This window comes from Mesobacillus sp., from assembly GCF_057785455.1.
In genome coordinates, this window is sequence record NZ_JBYNSB010000012.1 from 361472 (window position 1) to 378436 (window position 16965).

A 16965-nucleotide genomic window follows, 5' to 3' on the forward strand; every position below is an offset into this window, starting at 1 on the left:
AACACAGGCTAATCAACACTTCCTGTCTACCCTCTCCAAATACCTCATCCCTGCCTCGGTGATTTTGGTTCCGCCCCGCCCTTTCCGCTTGAGGATCATGCCTTTTTTTTCCAGATCGTCAAGTCGTTTGCGAACTTGCTGGGGAGTAAGGGGGACCATCCATTCTTTTGTTTTTTCTGAAATCCAGTCTCTGCTCGCTGGTTTTCCGCCTTGGTTGCAGTCTTTTACCATCGCCAGGGTGGCGTCGTGTTCTGACTGTTCATGGCTTGCGATGTGATGTACTTGAGGTACATTAGCAGAAAACGAATGAGGCAAGTCTCTTATCGTTAAAACTGAGCCATCGGAAACTGTAATCATATAATCGACCGTATTTTTCAATTCCCTTATATTCCCGTCCCATTCAGCTGATGCCAGCTGGTCCATTAACGCTGGATCGACCTTGAGCCATTTGCCGTTTTTCGTGATGAAGTGGTGGATGAGCAGCGGAATATCCTCTTTCCTTTGCTTCAGTGATGGAATGGAGAGGTTAAGAACATTCAGCCGGTGGAATAAATCATTACGGAAGGTCTGTTCCTCCATTTGCTTTTCGATGCGTTTATTTGTGGCCGAAATGATCCGCACATCAATGGGAATGATTTTGGTTCCGCCAATTCTGCGGATTTCCTTTTCCTGGAGAACTCTCAGCAGTCTGGACTGCATCGAGAGACTTATGTCGCCGATTTCATCGAGAAAAATGGTGCCGTTATCCGCAAGCTCAAACAATCCTTTTTTCCCTCCGCGTTGCGCGCCGGTAAAAGCACCTTCCTCGTAGCCAAAAAGTTCACTCTCTAGCAGGCTTTCGGACAGGGCACTGCAGTTGACCGGCAAAAATGGTCCGTTCTTTCTCATGGAATGCTGATGAATAGCGTGTGCAAATAACTCTTTACCAGTTCCAGACTCCCCCTGTATTAATATCGGATGTTCTGAAAGAGCCAGTTTTTTCGCGATCTGCTTGAGATTTCTCATTCTCTCGTTTTCGCAAATAAGATCATCAAAGCTGTATTTGGCATAGAACCCTTTCTCACGCAGTTTTCGCTGGGCAGTCTTTTCAATTTCATGTGCCTGCCGGACACTTTTAAAAACAGCTACAGTCGTTTGTTCCAAAGCCATTGAATAGCGGAAGACAACAACTTCGACACCGTGAATACTGAACAGGCGGCTTTCTTCAATGCCATTTTGAATAAAAGAAACTACATCTTCCTGGAGGTTCGCTGCTTGTATCGGGGTGTTGATGATGTCTGCTCCATTCACCAGAAACAGCGCTTCAAGTTTTTCATTAAAAACAGTAAGTTCATTTTTGTCGTTCATGGCAAGAATGCCGTCGTCCACCGTGTTTACAACATTCTGCAGATGCTGATAAACCTCTTTTGTCTGTCTTTCTGCAGCCATCAGCTTCTGCTGCAGTGCAATCATGCTGCGGATGTACCTCTCTGAAATGTGCAGAGCCGCATTTTCGGGCAGGCTGCAGTAGTCGGCTATTTTTAAAATTGTCGTCATATCAAAAAGCCGCACACCGATATCAAGGGTAAGCGGAACATAGGAAGGGACAAGCTCGATTTCGCCGGGCGAAACAGCTGCATCAATATTTTCGTGATAGGATTGATCTTTTTTAAACGGGAGAAAACGGACATGCATAATTCCGAGCTGGTAAAGCGACCGGATCAGCTCCATCGTGACATTGTACTCATCGTTTACGACGAGAACATTAGAACCCGCTGGAATGGATAGAAGCTTGTCGAGATACTCATGATGAACGGTACGCTGACCAGTTATAAATTTTTTTGCATTTATATTCCTTATGTGGCCCAGTTCCTCTTTGAGAGCTTCAGAGGAATAAAGAATTATGTCAGCCTCCAGGCCTGAAGGAAGCCCTTCATCAGCAGAATAGCTCCTGATGGTGAGATAATCCCCCAAAAGCTGGCTGAGCTGTTGATGAAGCGTTTTCTTTGTTTTTATACCGCCTGTCAAAAGGATAAGTGATTGTTTCATAGATTCACCTCTTTTTGGTTCTATTGGTTTTATCATATCATATTAAACCGCCAATTAAGACCAAACAAAATATAAATTGTTAGAAATTTTAGATAATTTTTTCCATATGCAAAAAATTGAATACGGCCTTTTGAGGGGAATATTAGTTTGAATGAACCTTACGTAGATCAAGCAGCGAGTTTTTCACACAGGCCTTTCTCTCCTTTTTTCGTCTTGGCACAAATATTGCATTCACCTTAACAAACGCATCAAAAAATAAAGGGGAGAAAAGATTATGGCTCAGGCTGAAACCGCTTATCAACCAAACAGGAAAGAAAAGAAAGAGAGAAAGATCAATGTATTTGCCCTGCTGCTGGGTGTATTGGTTGTCGCAACTCTGTTAACCTATGTACTGCCTGCAGGAGACTACGCAAGGATCGAAGTGGACGGAAGGACTGAAATTGACCCAAACACATTCCAAAATGCTGAAAGAACCCCGGTAAATCCGTTTGAAATGGTAAAAGCCCTTCATACTGGAATGGTCGAAGCGGCAAACATTGTTTTCTTTGTGCTGATCATTGGCGGATTCTTCGGTGTATTAACCGCTACCGGCACGATTAATTTGCTGATTACCACGCTCGCGAAGAAGCTTGCTTCCAGGGAAAAGCTCTTGATTCCGGTCATGATGCTGTTTTTTGCAGTCGGCGGATCGCTTATGGGAATGGCTGAGGAGACGCTTGCTTATATTCCGCTGCTCATTCCGCTTGCACTTGCTTTAGGTTTTGATGTACTTACGGGTACGGCAGTCGTCATTCTCGGGGCAGCAGCCGGTTTTACTACAGCGGTAATGAATCCATTCACTGTCGGCGTGGCTCAGGGAATCGCAGAGCTTCCGATGTTCTCGGGAATGGGATACAGACTGATTTTATTCGTAATTGTCTATGGAGTATCGGTGATTTTCGTTTACCGTCATGCCATGAAAGTGAAGAAGGACCCGTCAAAAGGTTTCTTCGGAAAATACTCAAGAGAAGAAGCGGATGTCCTTCTTCAATCAAAGGAAAAGCTTGAAAAGAAGCATAAGCTGATCTTAGCCGCCTTCCTTCTTAACTACGTTGTGCTTGCTTTTGGAGTGATTAAATACCAATGGTATATTACGGAAATTGCCGCTCTTTTTGTTGTTTTAACGATCCTAATCGGAATTATCGGCAGACTTTCGGCAGACCAGATAGCGAAATCATTTGTCGAAGGGTCTTCCCTATTAATTGGCGGAGCATTGATTATCGGGGTGTCGAGAGCAACACTTGTCGTTTTGAATGAAGGACACATTATTGACCCCATGCTTTATGGTGTTTCCGAAACACTTAAGCATATTCCTGCTTTCTGGAGTGTGGTCGTAATGTACAATTTCCAGGCTTTCATCCATTTCATCCTGGCTTCAGGCAGCGGACACGCGATGCTCACCATGCCAATCATGACGCCGCTTGCAGATTTGCTAGATATTACGCGTCAGACAGCTGTTCTCTCCTTCTCGTTTGCAGATGGAATCGGAAATATTATCTTCCCGACAGCCGGTACGCTGATGGCTGGCCTTGCGATTGCCGGCATTCCATGGACAAAGTGGGCAAAGTGGGTGCTTCCGCTTGTTTTCATTCAATATCTGATTGGCCTCGCAGCCGTTGTGATTGCTCATTTAATCAACTATGGACCCTTTTAGAAACCCGGATCATCCCAGATAAACAGGAGGTTTACCATTGCTTACACTCATAAAAAATTCCGAAGTTTATGCGCCGCACTATTTAGGCAAAAAAGACGTTCTCCTCACGGCAGATAAAATCGGCTGCATCCAAGACAGGATTGACCTGGATCTATCATCATTGCCCGTTCAAGTGATCGATGGCACAGGGAAACTTCTTGTTCCGGGCTTCATCGATTCACACGTCCATCTAATTGGCGGAGGCGGAGAAGGCGGTTTTAAAACCCGCACCCCTGAGCTCAACTTGACAGATGCCACTAAAGCCGGTGTGACAACAGTAGTAGGAGTACTTGGAACAGATGGAACAACTAGAAGAATTGAAAGTCTGCTTGCAAAAGCTCATGCCCTGGAAGAGGAAGGCATCACAGCGTATCTGCACACAGGCTCCTACCAAATCCCTGTAAAAACGCTGACTGGAAAAATTGAAGAGGATCTTATTTTCATAGATAAAATCATCGGGGTTGGAGAGATTGCGATAGCTGATCACCGTTCCTCAGAGCCGACATTTGAAGAGCTTGCCAAAATAGCGGCTGCCGCAAGAAACGGCGGTTTGATCACCGGAAAAGCAGGCGTGCTTGAAATCCATGTCGGTGACAGCGAACGTAAACTCGACCTTCTTTTTGAAATCGCCGAGAAAACGGATATACCTGTCCATCATTTTCATCCTACTCATATTAACCGGAATCAGGAGCTGTTTGAAGAAGGCATCCGCTATGCAGAAATTGGCGGATATGTGGACCTCACCACGAGCACAATCCCCCTCTTCCTTGAAGAGGGAGAAGTGAAATGCAGCCGGGGCTTGAGACTGATGCTGGAAAAAGGGGTACCTGTTACTCAAATCACCTTTTCATCAGACGGTCAGGCAAGCCTTCCCTATTTTGATGAAAACGGGGATTTTGCCGGGCTGCAGGTCGGAAAAGTGTCTTCCCTATATGAGGAGGTAAGATCGGCTGTTCTTGATGAAGGAGTGGATTTGGAGACAGCACTGCAGGTCATTACCTCAAACCCCGCCCGGATTCTAAAGCTGAAGAAAAAAGGCGAAATCCGTGAACAGCTTGATGCAGATCTTGTCCTGCTTGATAAGGAATCTCTTGCGATTGACACGGTCATTGCCAAAGGAAGAGTGATGGTTGAAAAAGGAGTCCCTCTTATTAAGGGCACCTTTGAAACATAAAATGTAAGTCGGCCTGTCTTGAAAAGAACGATCAACTTTAAAGGAGGAATAGGAGTGAAGAAACGTATCAGTATGCTTGCAGCTGTCTGTCTTCTGGCGTCAAGCTTCAGTATTCCGGCTGAAGCCGGCAAGGAGGAGATCAGCGGAAGTCTTGTCATTGCCGGAGGATCTTTAGGAAGCAGCAACAAAGCCGTTTATGATGCTTTTATTGAACGTGCGGGTGGTGCAAAAAACGCTAAAATTGGAATCATACCTGCAGCAAGCGGAAAATTAAAATCATCGAATGAATTTAAAGCAGACCTTGTCAAATACGGTGTAAATCCAGAAAATGTTGAAATTCTCCCCATCTCTAACCATGATTTCAGCGACACAGACTTTAATGAAGAGAAGTGGAAGGCAAATGTAAATAAAAAAGCCGTTGCCGCTCAAATTAAAGATCTATCGGCCATTTGGTTTGTCGGCGGAGATCAGCTCAAGATCACCAGCACTCTTTATCAAGGACATGGAAAACGGACAAAAGCACTTGAGGCCATCTGGGATATCTATAAAGAGGGTGCAGTCATCGGAGGGACAAGCGCCGGCGCTGCCATCATGAGTGATGTCATGATTACAGGCGGCGACAGCCTTGGCGGCCTCAGAGGTGAATTCACAACGAAAGACGAAACTGACCCAGATCAAGAATATGCACCTGTTTACATTGAAAAAGGACTTGGATTTTTTCAATTCGGCATCGTTGACCAGCACTTCGACGAGCGCGCAAGACTGGGACGTCTGGCAGCAGCTGCAGTGAAATATGAAAAACAAAAGGAAGCAAATTATTCATACGGAATTGACGAAGATACAGCGTTAATCGTAGACAATCAGGCAAAAACAGCAGAAATTGCCGGCCGCGGGGGCGTAACGGTTGTTGATACAAGCAAGGCAAAGCCGGCGGGCAAGAATCTGCATCCGGTGAACCATGTAGAGCTCAGCTTTTTGTCACCCGGTGATCAGATTGATTTAACAACAAGAGCTTTTACCTTCAGAAGTGACAAGCTGGATACAAAAGGCTACGAATATTATTCATTTAAACCGCTTGATGCTACAGGTGTTTTAACGTCCTATGGAAGACTCAAACCATATCTTTCCTACTCCCTCGTTGACAATGAATCAACTGATTCAGTGAAAAGCTACTTATATGACAGCGAAGGCAAAGGTTTTGCTTTAACCTTCAGCAAAACGGATGGAACGAATGGCTACTGGGGCTATCAGGACGGGCAAAAGGATGACTATTCAATCGTGAAGGTCAGAATGGATGTCTCACCAGTGAGTGTCGATTTTACGAAGGACGATCAGGCATTCAAAGACTATAAACCTTCTAATTTTGCTGTTCCAACAAGGCAGGATCATGAGGACATCAAAGGGAATCTGGTCATTGCCGGCGGTGCTCTTGGATCAACAAACGCGTCGGTTTACCAATCGTTCATTGACCTGGCAAAAGGAAAAAACGGATGCTGAATTCGGAATTGTCCCGGCAGCGAGCGGATCGTTAAGCTCATCCAATCTGTTTAAAAAGGATCTGATCCGTTATGGAGTCAAAGAAGAAAATATTCATATCCTGCCAATCACCGTTTCAAATTACAAAGATACTCCCCAAAATGATGCAGCACAATGGGAAGCACTGAAAAACACAGATGAAACATATGCACGAATCAAAGAACTCGATGCCATCTGGTTTGTCGGCGGAGATCAGACAAAAATCACGAAAGCTATGTTTAACGCTGACCAGTCTGAATCCAAGGCATTAACTGCCATCTGGGACGTCTATAAAGAGGGTGCAGTCCTTGGAGGAACGAGTGCCGGAGCTGCGATTATGAGCGATATCATGCTTGCTGGAGGAGGCAGCCTTGACACTCTTGCAAAAGGATTCACTGACACCTACGATGGCATGCAGCAGCAGGAGGGCGGTCCAGGCTATCTCGAGCGCGGACTTGGCTTCTTCCAATACGGACTCATCGACCAGCATTTTGACAACAAAGCCCGCCTTGGCAGACTGATTGCAACAGCTTACGAAAAGGGTGACCGCAATCAGCTCTCATATGGAATTGATGAAGATACAGCCATGATTGTCCGCAATGGCGAGAAGAAAATCGAAGTAGTCGGACGGGCAGGAGTGACAGTAGTTGATCTATCCAATGCAAAAACCAATCCAAACGTCCAGAGTGAATACAAGAACATTCACTTATCATCACTAGCAGAAGGCGACTCGATTGATCTGCAAACGAAGGAATTCGCGATCAGTGACCATAAAGTAAGCACAGCCGGCTACGAGTACGGAGACTATCATGCAGCACCTCACTCCGGCGTTCTGACGCCACATGGAACATTAAGCAAGTTCATCTCATACAACCTTGTTGATAATAGCGGAGAAAAAGAAGTCAGGAGCTATGCATTCGACCAAGGAAAAGGTGTCGAGCTGACATTCAGAAAAACAGAAGAAACGGAAGGATTCTGGGGTTACAAAGATGGCGGTAAAGACGACTATTCTTTTGTGAATGCCGTTCTTGATATTACTCCTGTTTCTGTTAGTATAAAATAAATTTGATAAGCCAAGCCCTTTGCGGTTTGGCTTTTTTTGTATGAGTACAATGTCAAATACTTTTCCGGTTCTTTTTGGTAACTCAAACACACTTCCTCTATCTTTTTTTGCCAATAATAATATTTTTAAAAAACAGATACCCTCTTCTTGGTTCAAACTTGCTTCTTGGTCTGCATTAATGCGATCAATCCGGCATTGAGTACAAAATGTCAGCGAGTTAGATTATGCCGAGAGCTCCGGTCTACTAAGCTTGGTCTTACAAGCAACATTCACTGTTTTAGCGATAAATTTAAAGAGGATAGGCAATAATCCTATCCTCCAAAATGGCCTGCTCTACCCACCTTTAAAAACAGCCCGGAAACAAAGATTAACTTAATGGTGCTTTTTTAGTGGTCTCAGACCTTGCCATGCCCCACTTACTTTATTCTTCGGTTTCAGTAGTATCTTCTTCTTGATTTTCTTCAGTGTCGGGATTGTCAGAATCTTCGCTGCTGCAGCCTGTAGCTACGAATGTTACCATCAATGCTGCCATGAAAGTCATAAGCCATTTTTTGAAATCTTTCACTTGAATTCCTCCCTCAATAGATCAAATTTTTTACTACAGTCCCATCATACATTTTTTCATTTTAAAAAATGGTTAATTGACAGAATATTAACAAACATTATCATTTCTTTTATCTTATCTTTATATTTTTTACTTTCGTTATGAAAAAGATCAGGGCACGAGAATTTCCTCGTGCCCTTCCTAGTACCGTCTCTGGCTTCTGATTGATTTATCAACCGGGCTTTTCTCCCAACCCCATTAAAACTGCATCGGCAACCATCTCATACCCAATTTCCTGATAGATTTTATTGGAGGTGGGATTGCTGAGATCGGTATAAAGACTCGTTGATTGGTAGCCTTGATCTAACATCATTTGCGAGAGGGTTGCGACGCAATCAGAAGCAAAGCCTTTCTTTCTATGCTTGACGGGTGTGTAGACAAAATTGACGGTTATGTTCCTTTTCGTCGGTCTTGTTGCATTGGCCATGGAAACAATCTCCCCGCCAACTTCCCATCCCATCACGTTTCCTTTCCGAACCAACTCACTGGCTTTGGCGTCCGCTTCATCCATTGCAATCGGCAGGTTCGCATCCTTGCAAAATTCATACACCCACTCTTTTAAAAAAGAATCATCTTCCCTTAACGCCCGAAGCTTCCCTTGTGAAACGATCTTCCGCTTCACTTTTTCCAGTTTGTATAAGCCCTGATTCATTTCCACGGTTGATGACACCCCTCTTCGACTTGAAAGGTGCCCAGAGAGTTCAACAACCAGCTTCCTGTCCCCAATAAGACCAGGAATACTCTCAAACGACTGATGCATCTGTTCTGCGATCGATTGGACCTCGTCAGGTGAAAAAGAGGCAGCTTTGGATAAAATGATCTTGCTCGGCAGGGTTTGAAGCATGGTCAAGGATATTTCTTCATCCTTAAGCACAACAGCCATCAACAAAGGGGTTTTATCGATCGATTGCAGCAAACCCAACGGTAGGTTGTTGACCACTTCATCCTGTTCCAAAAAGCTCATTACATCTTTTTTAAAGAGCATAAGATCTTCATACTTCACCAGCCTGATCATCCCATCAATCCCCCATCTTTTTAAAAAAATGCCAAGTTACTCATTTCCCCCTAGTTCATACCGATAGCACACGACCCCTTCCACCTGCTCGAACCCTTCCTGCAGGTAGAGAGCCTTAGCCTGTTCATTGTCGGCATTCACGCACAACACGCATTTTTCGTATCCTTTTTCCTTCGAAAACTTGATCGATGCTCTTAAGAGAGCCCTGCCTAATCCCTTCCCCTGAAACTCTGGTAAAATGGCCAGGGGTCCGATATTCATAATCGGTGAACCTTCATATTCATCGTCCGCGCCTCTCACGACTCCAACTGGCTGGTCGTTTTCAAAAAGGATCATCATTCCGCCCTCAAGATAATCAGATTCCGAAGGCATTTTCGCGACCATATCCGGTGTAATCGGTGTCTCACTGCCCTTCAGAGTCGAGAACGCTGCATTCCTGACCTTACACCAGGCATCCTCATCCACTCCCGGCCTGAAACTCCTAATCTCAAATCCTTCTGGAATGGCAGGTTCCTGTACTTCCAAATCCCCTCTGACCAGCAAAAATGTGTACCTTTCCACATCAAACTTCAGCTTCTGCATAACATCCTGCAATATTTGATTGAGCAGGGGTACAAATAGAAAAACATGATCCAATGAATCTGTATGCTTCAAAATCTCCGCAAACAGCTTCTCATAGCTTTGCGCGTCATCCGACTCACAATGAAAAATCCGCAACCTTGCCCTTTTCCCTCTTCGATGATAGTCATCGAGAATTAGAGAGACAGCTCCCTTTATTTCTCCACTTGCGTCAGTCAATAGATAAGTTGGATTCTCCGCATCAACCTTAAAACTCTGCAAATCCTCATCATACAAAAAAGAATCATCCAGTTCCCTACGGTGTTTTTTACAGTATGCTACAAAGTCTCCAATATGCTCATTTGTTAGTGCCTCGACCTTCATTCTTTTCCCTCCTCAGGAACACGGGGACGGTTCTCTTGTTCCAGTTGGAACGCGAGAACAGTCCCCATGTTCCACATCCCCGTGCTTCCACTTTAATCCTTAAACAAAAACCCAAACTCTGGCTGGTCTTTGTATTTTTCTTTAATTGCATCCAATGCTTTCTGCTGGGCAACTGACAGCGCTTCTTCTGCGGTTGTCTCGTAATCCGGCTGGACTCCCTCGCCTTCCCAGTTATGGCCAGTAAAGGGGCTGATGGATCTACCGGATGGAATGAATAGCCGCAATTTCGGCGTGACCTGATGATAGTTGCCTGGCTGGGCACCGCCACCCGTGCTTTCACCGATGACAACCGCCCGGCCGAGATGCTTCATGGCATAAGCAAACAGCTCCCCCGCGGAAAAAGTCTTCATGCTCGTTAAAATGAATACCGGCTTATCGAGATATAGTTTCCCTGGCACATATGGCTGCGTCCACACCTGGGACGTCTTATTATCGCTGCGGTTATAAAAGCTCTCGATTTGGGTTGGCTCTTTTAAAAGATAAGAGGCAATCAGTGCCACCATATAAGGACTCCCACCGATATTCTTCCGCAAATCAATGATCAGAGCATCCGTGTGAGCCACTAAATTCATCGCATGAATCCCCGTCTCAGAAGCCTCCGGCACACTATCCATATCATAAAAAACCCGCAAATCAATGTATCCAATATTCCCAGAAAGGCGCTCCACCTTATGAAAGCCATAATTATTCTTCTCGGCAACCCGCTTGTACTCAGCCATCACTTCCTCAGAATCATCCGCACCCTCCCCCTGCAGCCAGATATGCAAATGCTTATCATAATTAATCGATTGGATATCTTCTTCAAAAAGCTTCTTGAAATCCTCGTAGCTCTCAGCATCAAAATAGCGGCCATCCCTCATCCGCTCCTCCAAAAGGCTGCAAATCTCCTCCGCTACATCAGGAAAAACATAATTCTCCCGCAACAGCCTCAAACTCCTATTCACAAAAAGATGAAATTCACCCGTCAAGCCATTCACAAAAATCAAAACCTCCCTAAAACAAGTACTAATAAATTTAATTCTATTAATTTATCAATAATCCTTCAGAAGCACAGGGGCCGTTTGGGAGCACGGGGACTGGGAGCATGGAGACTTATCTACTGCTTCCATGAAGCACGGGGACGTATCTCCCGCTTCCATTACATAAGAAAGAAGCACTGGGTACGTCCCTGTGCTTCCTTCAGAAATATTCTTCTTAAGAACCAATTAAATGATTTACATCACTACTAATTTTTCTGCACCGTGTTACTTTTATCCTGAGAAGCATTATCAATCCAATTACATCTGTTTTTAAACTCTGGAAGGAGCATAGTTATGAGCGAAATAATCAATAATCGTGAATTGAAAGCTATAGATTCCACAAAACGAAAGGTAATCTTGAAACAGCTTTTCAAAGATTTGCATGATGGGAAAAATCCACAAGAGGTCAAAGCTCATTTTGACGCTCTTATTGGAAAAATAACGATTGAGGAGATATCTCAGCTTCAGCACGAGGAGGGAGACCTTTCTGTGGATGACATGAAGCGGCTGTATGACGCCCACTCCTCCATTTTTAAAGGGGCAATTGAAGAAGATTATTCCGTTAAAAGACCAGAAAACCAGCCTGGACATCCGGTCCATACATTCGAACTGGAAAACCGTGAAATCGAAAAGCTTTTACAAAACAGGCTTCAGGTTCACCTTGAGCAATTTATATTAGAAGACAGTGGTGAAAATATCAATCTTTTACTGGAGGATTGCAATCTGCTCTATGACTTGGATAAGCACTACAGCCGTAAGGAGAACTTAATCTTCCCCTATCTGGAAAAGTACGGTATTTATGGTCCAACGACAAATATGTGGCGGATCGATGATTTCATTCGGGATGGAATCAAGCTGGCAAAGCAGAAGCTTGCCAAGTATGCTGGGGACAAAAATGGAGTGGCCCAAGAAATCCACTTTGTCCTCAGAGAAGTAAGTGAAATGATTTACAGAGAAGAAAACATCCTCTTCCCGATGGCCGTACAAAACTTTACGGAAGATGAATGGGTAAAAATCGCCCGTGAAAGTGACGAGATCGGCTATTGTCTGATAGAAGCTGTACAGGAATGGAAACCTGCCCGTAAGGCGATTGACGCAAACGCCATTTCTGAGGGCTATATCAAAATGGAGACGGGCATCCTTTCCTTGAAGCAGCTCGAGCTGCTCATGAATCACCTGCCTGTCGATCTCACCTTCATTGACCAGGATGATGTCGTCCGCTATTTCTCCCATGGAAAAGAGAGAATCTTCGCGCGGACAAAAGCAGTCATTGGCCGCACCGTCCAAAACTGCCACCCGCCACGCAGCGTCCATGTGGTTGAAGAGTTGCTGGCAGACTTCAAATCCGGCAAAAAAGATACGGAAGATTTCTGGATCAGGTTCGGGGACAAATACGTGTACATCCGATATTTCGCTGTTCGCGATGAAGACGGGGAATACATGGGCACACTCGAATTTACCCAAAACATCGACCCCATCCAGGCCATTGAAGGAGAAAAACGGATCTTGTCCTAACTGAAGCACGGGGACGTATCTACTGCTTCCATCACAAAAAAAAGAAGCACTGGGTACGTCCCTATGCTTCACTCAAATGTGTTCCCCTGAAGCATGTGGACGTATCTTTTGCTCCCATTAGACGAAAAAAGAAGCACAAGGTACGTCCCCGTGCTTCCCAATGGAACCCTCCCCTTTTCCTATTGCCCGAAATGAGCAATCAATTGTTCCGTTGAAAGGATGGTTGCGAATTCCTCATGAAGGGTAGCTAAAGATACATTATGGATTTCCTCTGCTGAATAATGTTTACCATTATGGTCGTAAAGTTCAAAAGCAGCGATGGCGTCTGATACAAGATAAGTTTTGAAGCCTAAGTTCCCACTCATTCTAGTCGTCGTAGACACACAATGTTGTGTAGTGAGTCCAGTGATCACCACAGTGTTGAGTTCAGTCGTCCTTAAGATTTCTTCTAAATCCGTTCCAATAAACGCACTGTTCACCGTTTTTGTTAAGACTAGTTCATTAACCAGCGGCCTAACGATTTCTTTAATCTTGAAGCCTTCCCCGCCAGGATGAAAAACTGATTGTGGGTTCTCATTCAAATGCTGAATAAATATGACCTTCCAACCGTTTTTTCTCCAAAAACCTAATAATTTTGAGATGTTCTCTTCGGCCTCAGGGTTATTTCTTTCCCCCCATTTTTTATCTTCAAATGCTTTTTGGACATCAACAACAATTAACGCTTTGTCTTCCATTAGAACACCTCCTGATATTCGTTTCGATTATAATGGACAGCTGATGACTGCTCCTGTCCTCCTCGGCCTCTGCACTAGTTCTCCTCCGCAGTTTGGCCCAAGTATGTGCCATATCTTCTGTGCAGCCTTGGCAGAAAGTACATTCATGCACACAAATATAGGCAAATTCAGTTTCCTGTATTGTTTTCGTGCACTTTTCACACTCTGTTTTCATTAATAAAGCCATATTCACCGCCTCCTAGATTTTACATATTTTTCTTGTTTCTAAATAATATTTTATTTTACCCATTGCATTTCTTACATGAATTAATTACTGTATTTTACATAAATACCTTAATATTCATTGTATTTCACTCGTTTCACTTAATAATTAAAAGAGGTGTTAAATATGGATGAAATCGACCATGATATCATTTTTCATTTGCAGGAGAATGCTCGTATCTCCTTTACAGAGTTAGGAAAAAAAGTTGGATTATCTACTCCAGCAGTGAATGAAAGAGTAAAGAAGTTAGAAGATAAAGGGGTAATCGAGGGTTACAGAGCGGTGATCAATGCCGAAAAAATTGAAAAACCAATCATGGCGATCATCCTCTATGCCAATACAAAATGTGACCAGTTCATCCAGTTTTGCAAGGATCACCCAGAGGTATCGGAATGTCACCGCCTGGCAGGGCAATACAACTTTGTTGTAAAACTAACGACAAGATCGGTTCAAACCTTAGAATCCTTTATTGACGAATCAATGAAATACGGCCAGCCCTCCACAATGATCAGATTGTCTTCACCTGTAAAGAACAAACCGATAAGCTGCTAGAATGGGAGCACGGGGACGTATCTTCTGCTTCCATGTTTCAAAAAGGAAGCACTGGGTACGCCCCTGCGCTTCCGCTCCCCTGTATCAAAAAAAGAAGCACCAGGTACGTCCCCGTGCTTCACTCAAATGGATATTTGAATCCCCACTGTGCTCGGATTTCGTCCATCATTTTCATGATTTTTAATGATTCGTCCAACGGTATGACGGGGCTTTCTAACAGTCCTTGATTCAGGCATCTGCCTACTTCTTCTATTTCAAACGCATAACCAGCGGATTGTCTGTCGTCATGAAATGTTTCTGCTTCTTCGCCATCCTGATACAAGGTTGCTGACTTTGCGCTGGAGAAGGAGGGAATCCGGATGTATCCTTCTGTTCCATGTATGTAAGCTTCGTTCGTTAACCCCACTCGTAAGGCGCCATTAAGGGTGGCGGTTTTTCCTGAAGGGTAGGATATGATAATAGAAAACTGTTCATCAACGCCCGTTTCACCAATGTGAGCAGTACTCATGATCTTCTCCGGGTTTGTTCCAAAAATCATGGAGGCGAATGATACCGGGTAGATTCCTAGATCAAGCAACGCTCCTCCCCCAAGCGCGGGATTAAGCAATCGCCATTCTGGGTCCCAGGCTGCACGGTAGCCAAAATCCGCTTTTACTAAAAGGACTTCGCCAATTTTTCCACTGTCAATCCATTCCCTGGCTTTAACAATTGCAGGCAAGAAGCGTGTCCACATTGCTTCCATCATGAAAACCTTCTTCTCTCTTGCAACTTGAATGATCTCTTCTAGCTCTTCACTGTTTATGGTAAAAGGCTTCTCGCAAAGCACAGCCTTGCCAGCACGAAGACATGCCAATACATTGTCCTTATGAAAAGGGTGTGGCGTGGCAATATAAATGGCATCGACATCCGGGTCCTGTACCAGGTCTTCGTAGCTGCCATACGCACGCTCAATCCCATGCTCTTCCGCAAACTTTTCAGCACTCTCTTTAGTACGTGAGCCAACAGCAGTCTTTTCCGCATTCCCAGCAAAGTTTAAATCCCTCGCGAACGCACTTGCTATTAAACCGGTCCCTAAGATTCCCCATTTGATTATTTTATCGCCCATCGTCTCATCCAACTCCTTAAGTTACTAATTGACAAGAAAAAGAACAACCCCTGATATTCCAGTGATCTTTCACTAAAATGCATTTTCCACGTTTTGTGGAACGCCAGAACCGTCCCCGTGTTCCTGTCCCTCTCATCCGTTTATTTCCCCGGTCACCTGCCCGGCTACCATCAAAAGTATGAAACCGTAAAAGAGGAAAGCACTTATTCCGTATAATAGTTTGCTATCTTTCTTGAATAAGCGGATCCATTCTAGGATGAAAATGACCAACCTAAAAGCAGAGAACATGGCAAACATGAATAAAAAAGGACCTGCAAATACATAAACTAAACCATCATCCCACTCATTGAACGTAAATTGGTTATTGATGATGAATCCTACGATTTCTCCAGACGCAAACAGCAGCATCAGCTGTAAATACAGAACCCACATGTATAAGCCCCATCCATACGCTTTCATATAAGAAGGTGTCGACATCATATAGAAGTTAGGAAAGATATACTTAATTCCCATAAAGCACGTTAGAATGGGGTGTTTCCAGGCAAAAGAAAAGTTTACCTTCTTCTCGTTAAAATAATACTCATCACCAAAAGCCATTTTTAAATATTCGCTTCCGTGTTTCTTTACAGTTGGCTTTTGCCTTCTCTTTATTTTCCCCACAAACATCCCTCTTTTTGTGTAACGTAACATTTCTATATTATAAGAAGGTTCGAATAGTTGACAAGAATTGACTATTTTAAAAGAGTGAATGAGACTGGCTTGCCCTCTAGAAGTTCATAGAAAAAGAAGCACCAGGTACGTCCCCTTGCTTCGGGGTTTTCATCGGGCACCTGACATGTCCCTGTTCCACAGCTTTTCTCTCTCCCAAACAAATGCGGATAATTCACTAGCCCACAACTCATAGGTAAGCTTTGAGGGATGGACCCCATCGCTAAAAAAAGCCCTATCCTCCACATTAAATTTTGCTTTCCAATCCTTTACCCTCATTTTCGCATCACTGTAATGGACTCCATCAAATTTTGAAGCTGTAGTCAGCAGCTCATTTCCCAATATATCAACCAAATTGCCGATGAAAACTCTCATTAAAAATGGAAATGCCGGAAAGTCTTTAATCGGCGGCATATTGCCAAACACGATTGGCACATCCTCAAATTTAGACCTCAAACCGGAAACCAGCTTTTCAGATTGCTTTTGCCAGGACCATGGATTATTCAGAGTAAAGGCATCATTTGCACCAAGGCCTACCACTACCAGGTCCACCTTCTGATCAGGAATCCCCGGGACGATCCTTTCAGTCACCTTCTTTAGCGTATAGCCGCTTTTGGCATACACTTCCCAATGAACCGTCGCATTCATTTTTGCTGCTAATTCTCTTGAAAAAGCACCAGCGAACCCCTCTTCATGATGATCAACCCCCACACCGGCAATCGAACTCTCTCCAAGGAAAATGATACGAAACTCCCTATCTCCCTCCAGCCTAACACAGCCCGTACATCCTTCCGCTTCTGGCAACACGGGTGTACTGGCCCTGACTCTTTTCCCTTGAAAATATAAAAATGGCAAGAAAGGGACAATGATGACACTTCCGAACAAGTATCTTAATCTCAATTTTCCACAATCCTTTCAGAGATGGATTCGCTTTTAA

At 44.1% G+C, this 16965-nt stretch carries 16 protein-coding genes; 6 read left to right on the forward strand and 10 right to left on the reverse strand.

Annotation, left to right across the window (positions count from 1 at the left end):
- Nucleotides 1-12: 12 nt before the first annotated feature.
- Nucleotides 13-2028 (reverse strand): sigma 54-interacting transcriptional regulator, encoded by a 2016-nt coding sequence (locus tag AC3EBE_RS04385; protein ID WP_488593787.1) that lies wholly within the window; start codon nucleotides 2026-2028, stop codon nucleotides 13-15.
- 274 nt (nucleotides 2029-2302) lie between these two features.
- On the opposite strand from AC3EBE_RS04385, the gene AC3EBE_RS04390 reads away from it, so the two are divergent.
- The 4 genes from AC3EBE_RS04390 to AC3EBE_RS04405 are packed head-to-tail and all read left to right on the forward strand — an operon-like array spanning nucleotide 2303 to nucleotide 7512.
- Complete coding sequence (locus AC3EBE_RS04390) at nucleotides 2303-3721, forward strand: YfcC family protein (protein WP_488593788.1); 1419 nt, start codon at nucleotides 2303-2305, stop codon at nucleotides 3719-3721.
- A gap of 37 nt (nucleotides 3722-3758) precedes the next feature.
- The gene (iadA, locus tag AC3EBE_RS04395; protein WP_488593789.1) at nucleotides 3759-4934 is read left to right on the forward strand and encodes a beta-aspartyl-peptidase; all 1176 of its coding nucleotides are present in this window, start codon (nucleotides 3759-3761) and stop codon (nucleotides 4932-4934) included.
- A 54-nt stretch (nucleotides 4935-4988) separates the two neighbouring features.
- Nucleotides 4989-6431: a cyanophycinase gene (locus AC3EBE_RS04400; protein ID WP_488593790.1), complete on the forward strand. Its 1443-nt coding sequence runs from the start codon at nucleotides 4989-4991 to the stop codon at nucleotides 6429-6431.
- Nucleotides 6364-7512 (forward strand): cyanophycinase, encoded by a 1149-nt coding sequence (locus AC3EBE_RS04405; RefSeq protein WP_488593791.1) that lies wholly within the window; start codon nucleotides 6364-6366, stop codon nucleotides 7510-7512. Before AC3EBE_RS04400 ends, AC3EBE_RS04405 begins: the two co-directional genes overlap by 68 nt.
- Before the next feature lie 421 nt (nucleotides 7513-7933).
- Here AC3EBE_RS04405 and AC3EBE_RS04410 read toward each other — a convergent pair whose 3' ends face one another.
- From AC3EBE_RS04410 to AC3EBE_RS04425, 4 genes are all read right to left on the reverse strand, one after another.
- Complete coding sequence (locus AC3EBE_RS04410; RefSeq protein ID WP_488593792.1) at nucleotides 7934-8077, reverse strand: hypothetical protein; 144 nt, start codon at nucleotides 8075-8077, stop codon at nucleotides 7934-7936.
- Between the two features lie 211 nt (nucleotides 8078-8288).
- Nucleotides 8289-9131, reverse strand: a complete 843-nt coding sequence (locus AC3EBE_RS04415) for a GNAT family N-acetyltransferase (protein ID WP_488593793.1) — start codon at nucleotides 9129-9131, stop codon at nucleotides 8289-8291.
- A gap of 36 nt (nucleotides 9132-9167) precedes the next feature.
- Nucleotides 9168-10073 (reverse strand): GNAT family N-acetyltransferase, encoded by a 906-nt coding sequence (locus AC3EBE_RS04420; RefSeq protein ID WP_488593794.1) that lies wholly within the window; start codon nucleotides 10071-10073, stop codon nucleotides 9168-9170.
- Between the two features lie 92 nt (nucleotides 10074-10165).
- Nucleotides 10166-11110: a S41 family peptidase gene (locus tag AC3EBE_RS04425; RefSeq protein ID WP_488593795.1), complete on the reverse strand. Its 945-nt coding sequence runs from the start codon at nucleotides 11108-11110 to the stop codon at nucleotides 10166-10168.
- Between the two features lie 336 nt (nucleotides 11111-11446).
- Between AC3EBE_RS04425 and AC3EBE_RS04430 the strand changes: the two genes are divergently transcribed.
- Nucleotides 11447-12667 carry a DUF438 domain-containing protein gene (locus tag AC3EBE_RS04430; protein ID WP_488593796.1) on the forward strand — a complete coding sequence of 407 codons (1221 nt, stop codon included), beginning with the start codon at nucleotides 11447-11449 and terminating at the stop codon, nucleotides 12665-12667.
- Nucleotides 12668-12846: 179 nt separating this feature from the next.
- On the opposite strand, the gene AC3EBE_RS04435 is transcribed toward AC3EBE_RS04430, so the two are convergent.
- Both AC3EBE_RS04435 and AC3EBE_RS04440 read right to left on the reverse strand, forming a co-directional pair.
- Entirely contained in the window at nucleotides 12847-13401 is a 555-nt protein-coding gene (locus AC3EBE_RS04435) for a cysteine hydrolase family protein (protein WP_488593797.1), read from the reverse strand.
- Nucleotides 13373-13627 carry a DUF1272 domain-containing protein gene (locus tag AC3EBE_RS04440; protein ID WP_488593798.1) on the reverse strand — a complete coding sequence of 85 codons (255 nt, stop codon included), beginning with the start codon at nucleotides 13625-13627 and terminating at the stop codon, nucleotides 13373-13375. The genes AC3EBE_RS04435 and AC3EBE_RS04440 overlap by 29 nt, the downstream gene beginning before the upstream one ends.
- Before the next feature lie 162 nt (nucleotides 13628-13789).
- On the opposite strand from AC3EBE_RS04440, the gene AC3EBE_RS04445 reads away from it, so the two are divergent.
- Nucleotides 13790-14215, forward strand: coding sequence for an Lrp/AsnC family transcriptional regulator (locus AC3EBE_RS04445; RefSeq protein ID WP_488593799.1), 426 nt, complete (start codon nucleotides 13790-13792; stop codon nucleotides 14213-14215).
- A 118-nt stretch (nucleotides 14216-14333) separates the two neighbouring features.
- Here the strand turns inward: AC3EBE_RS04445 and AC3EBE_RS04450 are convergent, their stop codons facing one another.
- The 3 genes from AC3EBE_RS04450 to AC3EBE_RS04460 all read right to left on the reverse strand — a co-directional run bounded on the left by AC3EBE_RS04450 (nucleotide 14334) and on the right by AC3EBE_RS04460 (nucleotide 16928).
- On the reverse strand, nucleotides 14334-15320 hold the full coding sequence (locus AC3EBE_RS04450; RefSeq protein ID WP_488593800.1) for a Gfo/Idh/MocA family protein: 987 nt from the start codon (nucleotides 15318-15320) through the stop codon (nucleotides 14334-14336).
- A gap of 132 nt (nucleotides 15321-15452) precedes the next feature.
- Nucleotides 15453-15980: a hypothetical protein gene (locus tag AC3EBE_RS04455; RefSeq protein WP_488593801.1), complete on the reverse strand. Its 528-nt coding sequence runs from the start codon at nucleotides 15978-15980 to the stop codon at nucleotides 15453-15455.
- Between the two features lie 159 nt (nucleotides 15981-16139).
- The gene (locus tag AC3EBE_RS04460) at nucleotides 16140-16928 is read right to left on the reverse strand and encodes an SGNH/GDSL hydrolase family protein (RefSeq protein ID WP_488593802.1); all 789 of its coding nucleotides are present in this window, start codon (nucleotides 16926-16928) and stop codon (nucleotides 16140-16142) included.
- Between the last annotated feature and the right edge of the window lie 37 nt (nucleotides 16929-16965).

Coding starts and splice junctions, on each gene's coding strand:
- AC3EBE_RS04390 (WP_488593788.1), top strand. CDS start 2,303: ATGGCTCAGGCTGAAACCGCTTATCAACCAAACAGGAAAGAAAAGAAA.
- AC3EBE_RS04430 (WP_488593796.1), top strand. CDS start 11,447: ATGAGCGAAATAATCAATAATCGTGAATTGAAAGCTATAGATTCCACA.
- AC3EBE_RS04440 (WP_488593798.1), bottom strand. CDS start 13,627: ATGGCTTTATTAATGAAAACAGAGTGTGAAAAGTGCACGAAAACAATA.
- AC3EBE_RS04385 (WP_488593787.1), bottom strand. CDS start 2,028: ATGAAACAATCACTTATCCTTTTGACAGGCGGTATAAAAACAAAGAAA.
- AC3EBE_RS04435 (WP_488593797.1), bottom strand. CDS start 13,401: ATGGAAGACAAAGCGTTAATTGTTGTTGATGTCCAAAAAGCATTTGAA.
- AC3EBE_RS04420 (WP_488593794.1), bottom strand. CDS start 10,073: ATGAAGGTCGAGGCACTAACAAATGAGCATATTGGAGACTTTGTAGCA.
- AC3EBE_RS04445 (WP_488593799.1), top strand. CDS start 13,790: ATGGATGAAATCGACCATGATATCATTTTTCATTTGCAGGAGAATGCT.
- AC3EBE_RS04450 (WP_488593800.1), bottom strand. CDS start 15,320: ATGGGCGATAAAATAATCAAATGGGGAATCTTAGGGACCGGTTTAATA.
- AC3EBE_RS04415 (WP_488593793.1), bottom strand. CDS start 9,131: ATGATCAGGCTGGTGAAGTATGAAGATCTTATGCTCTTTAAAAAAGAT.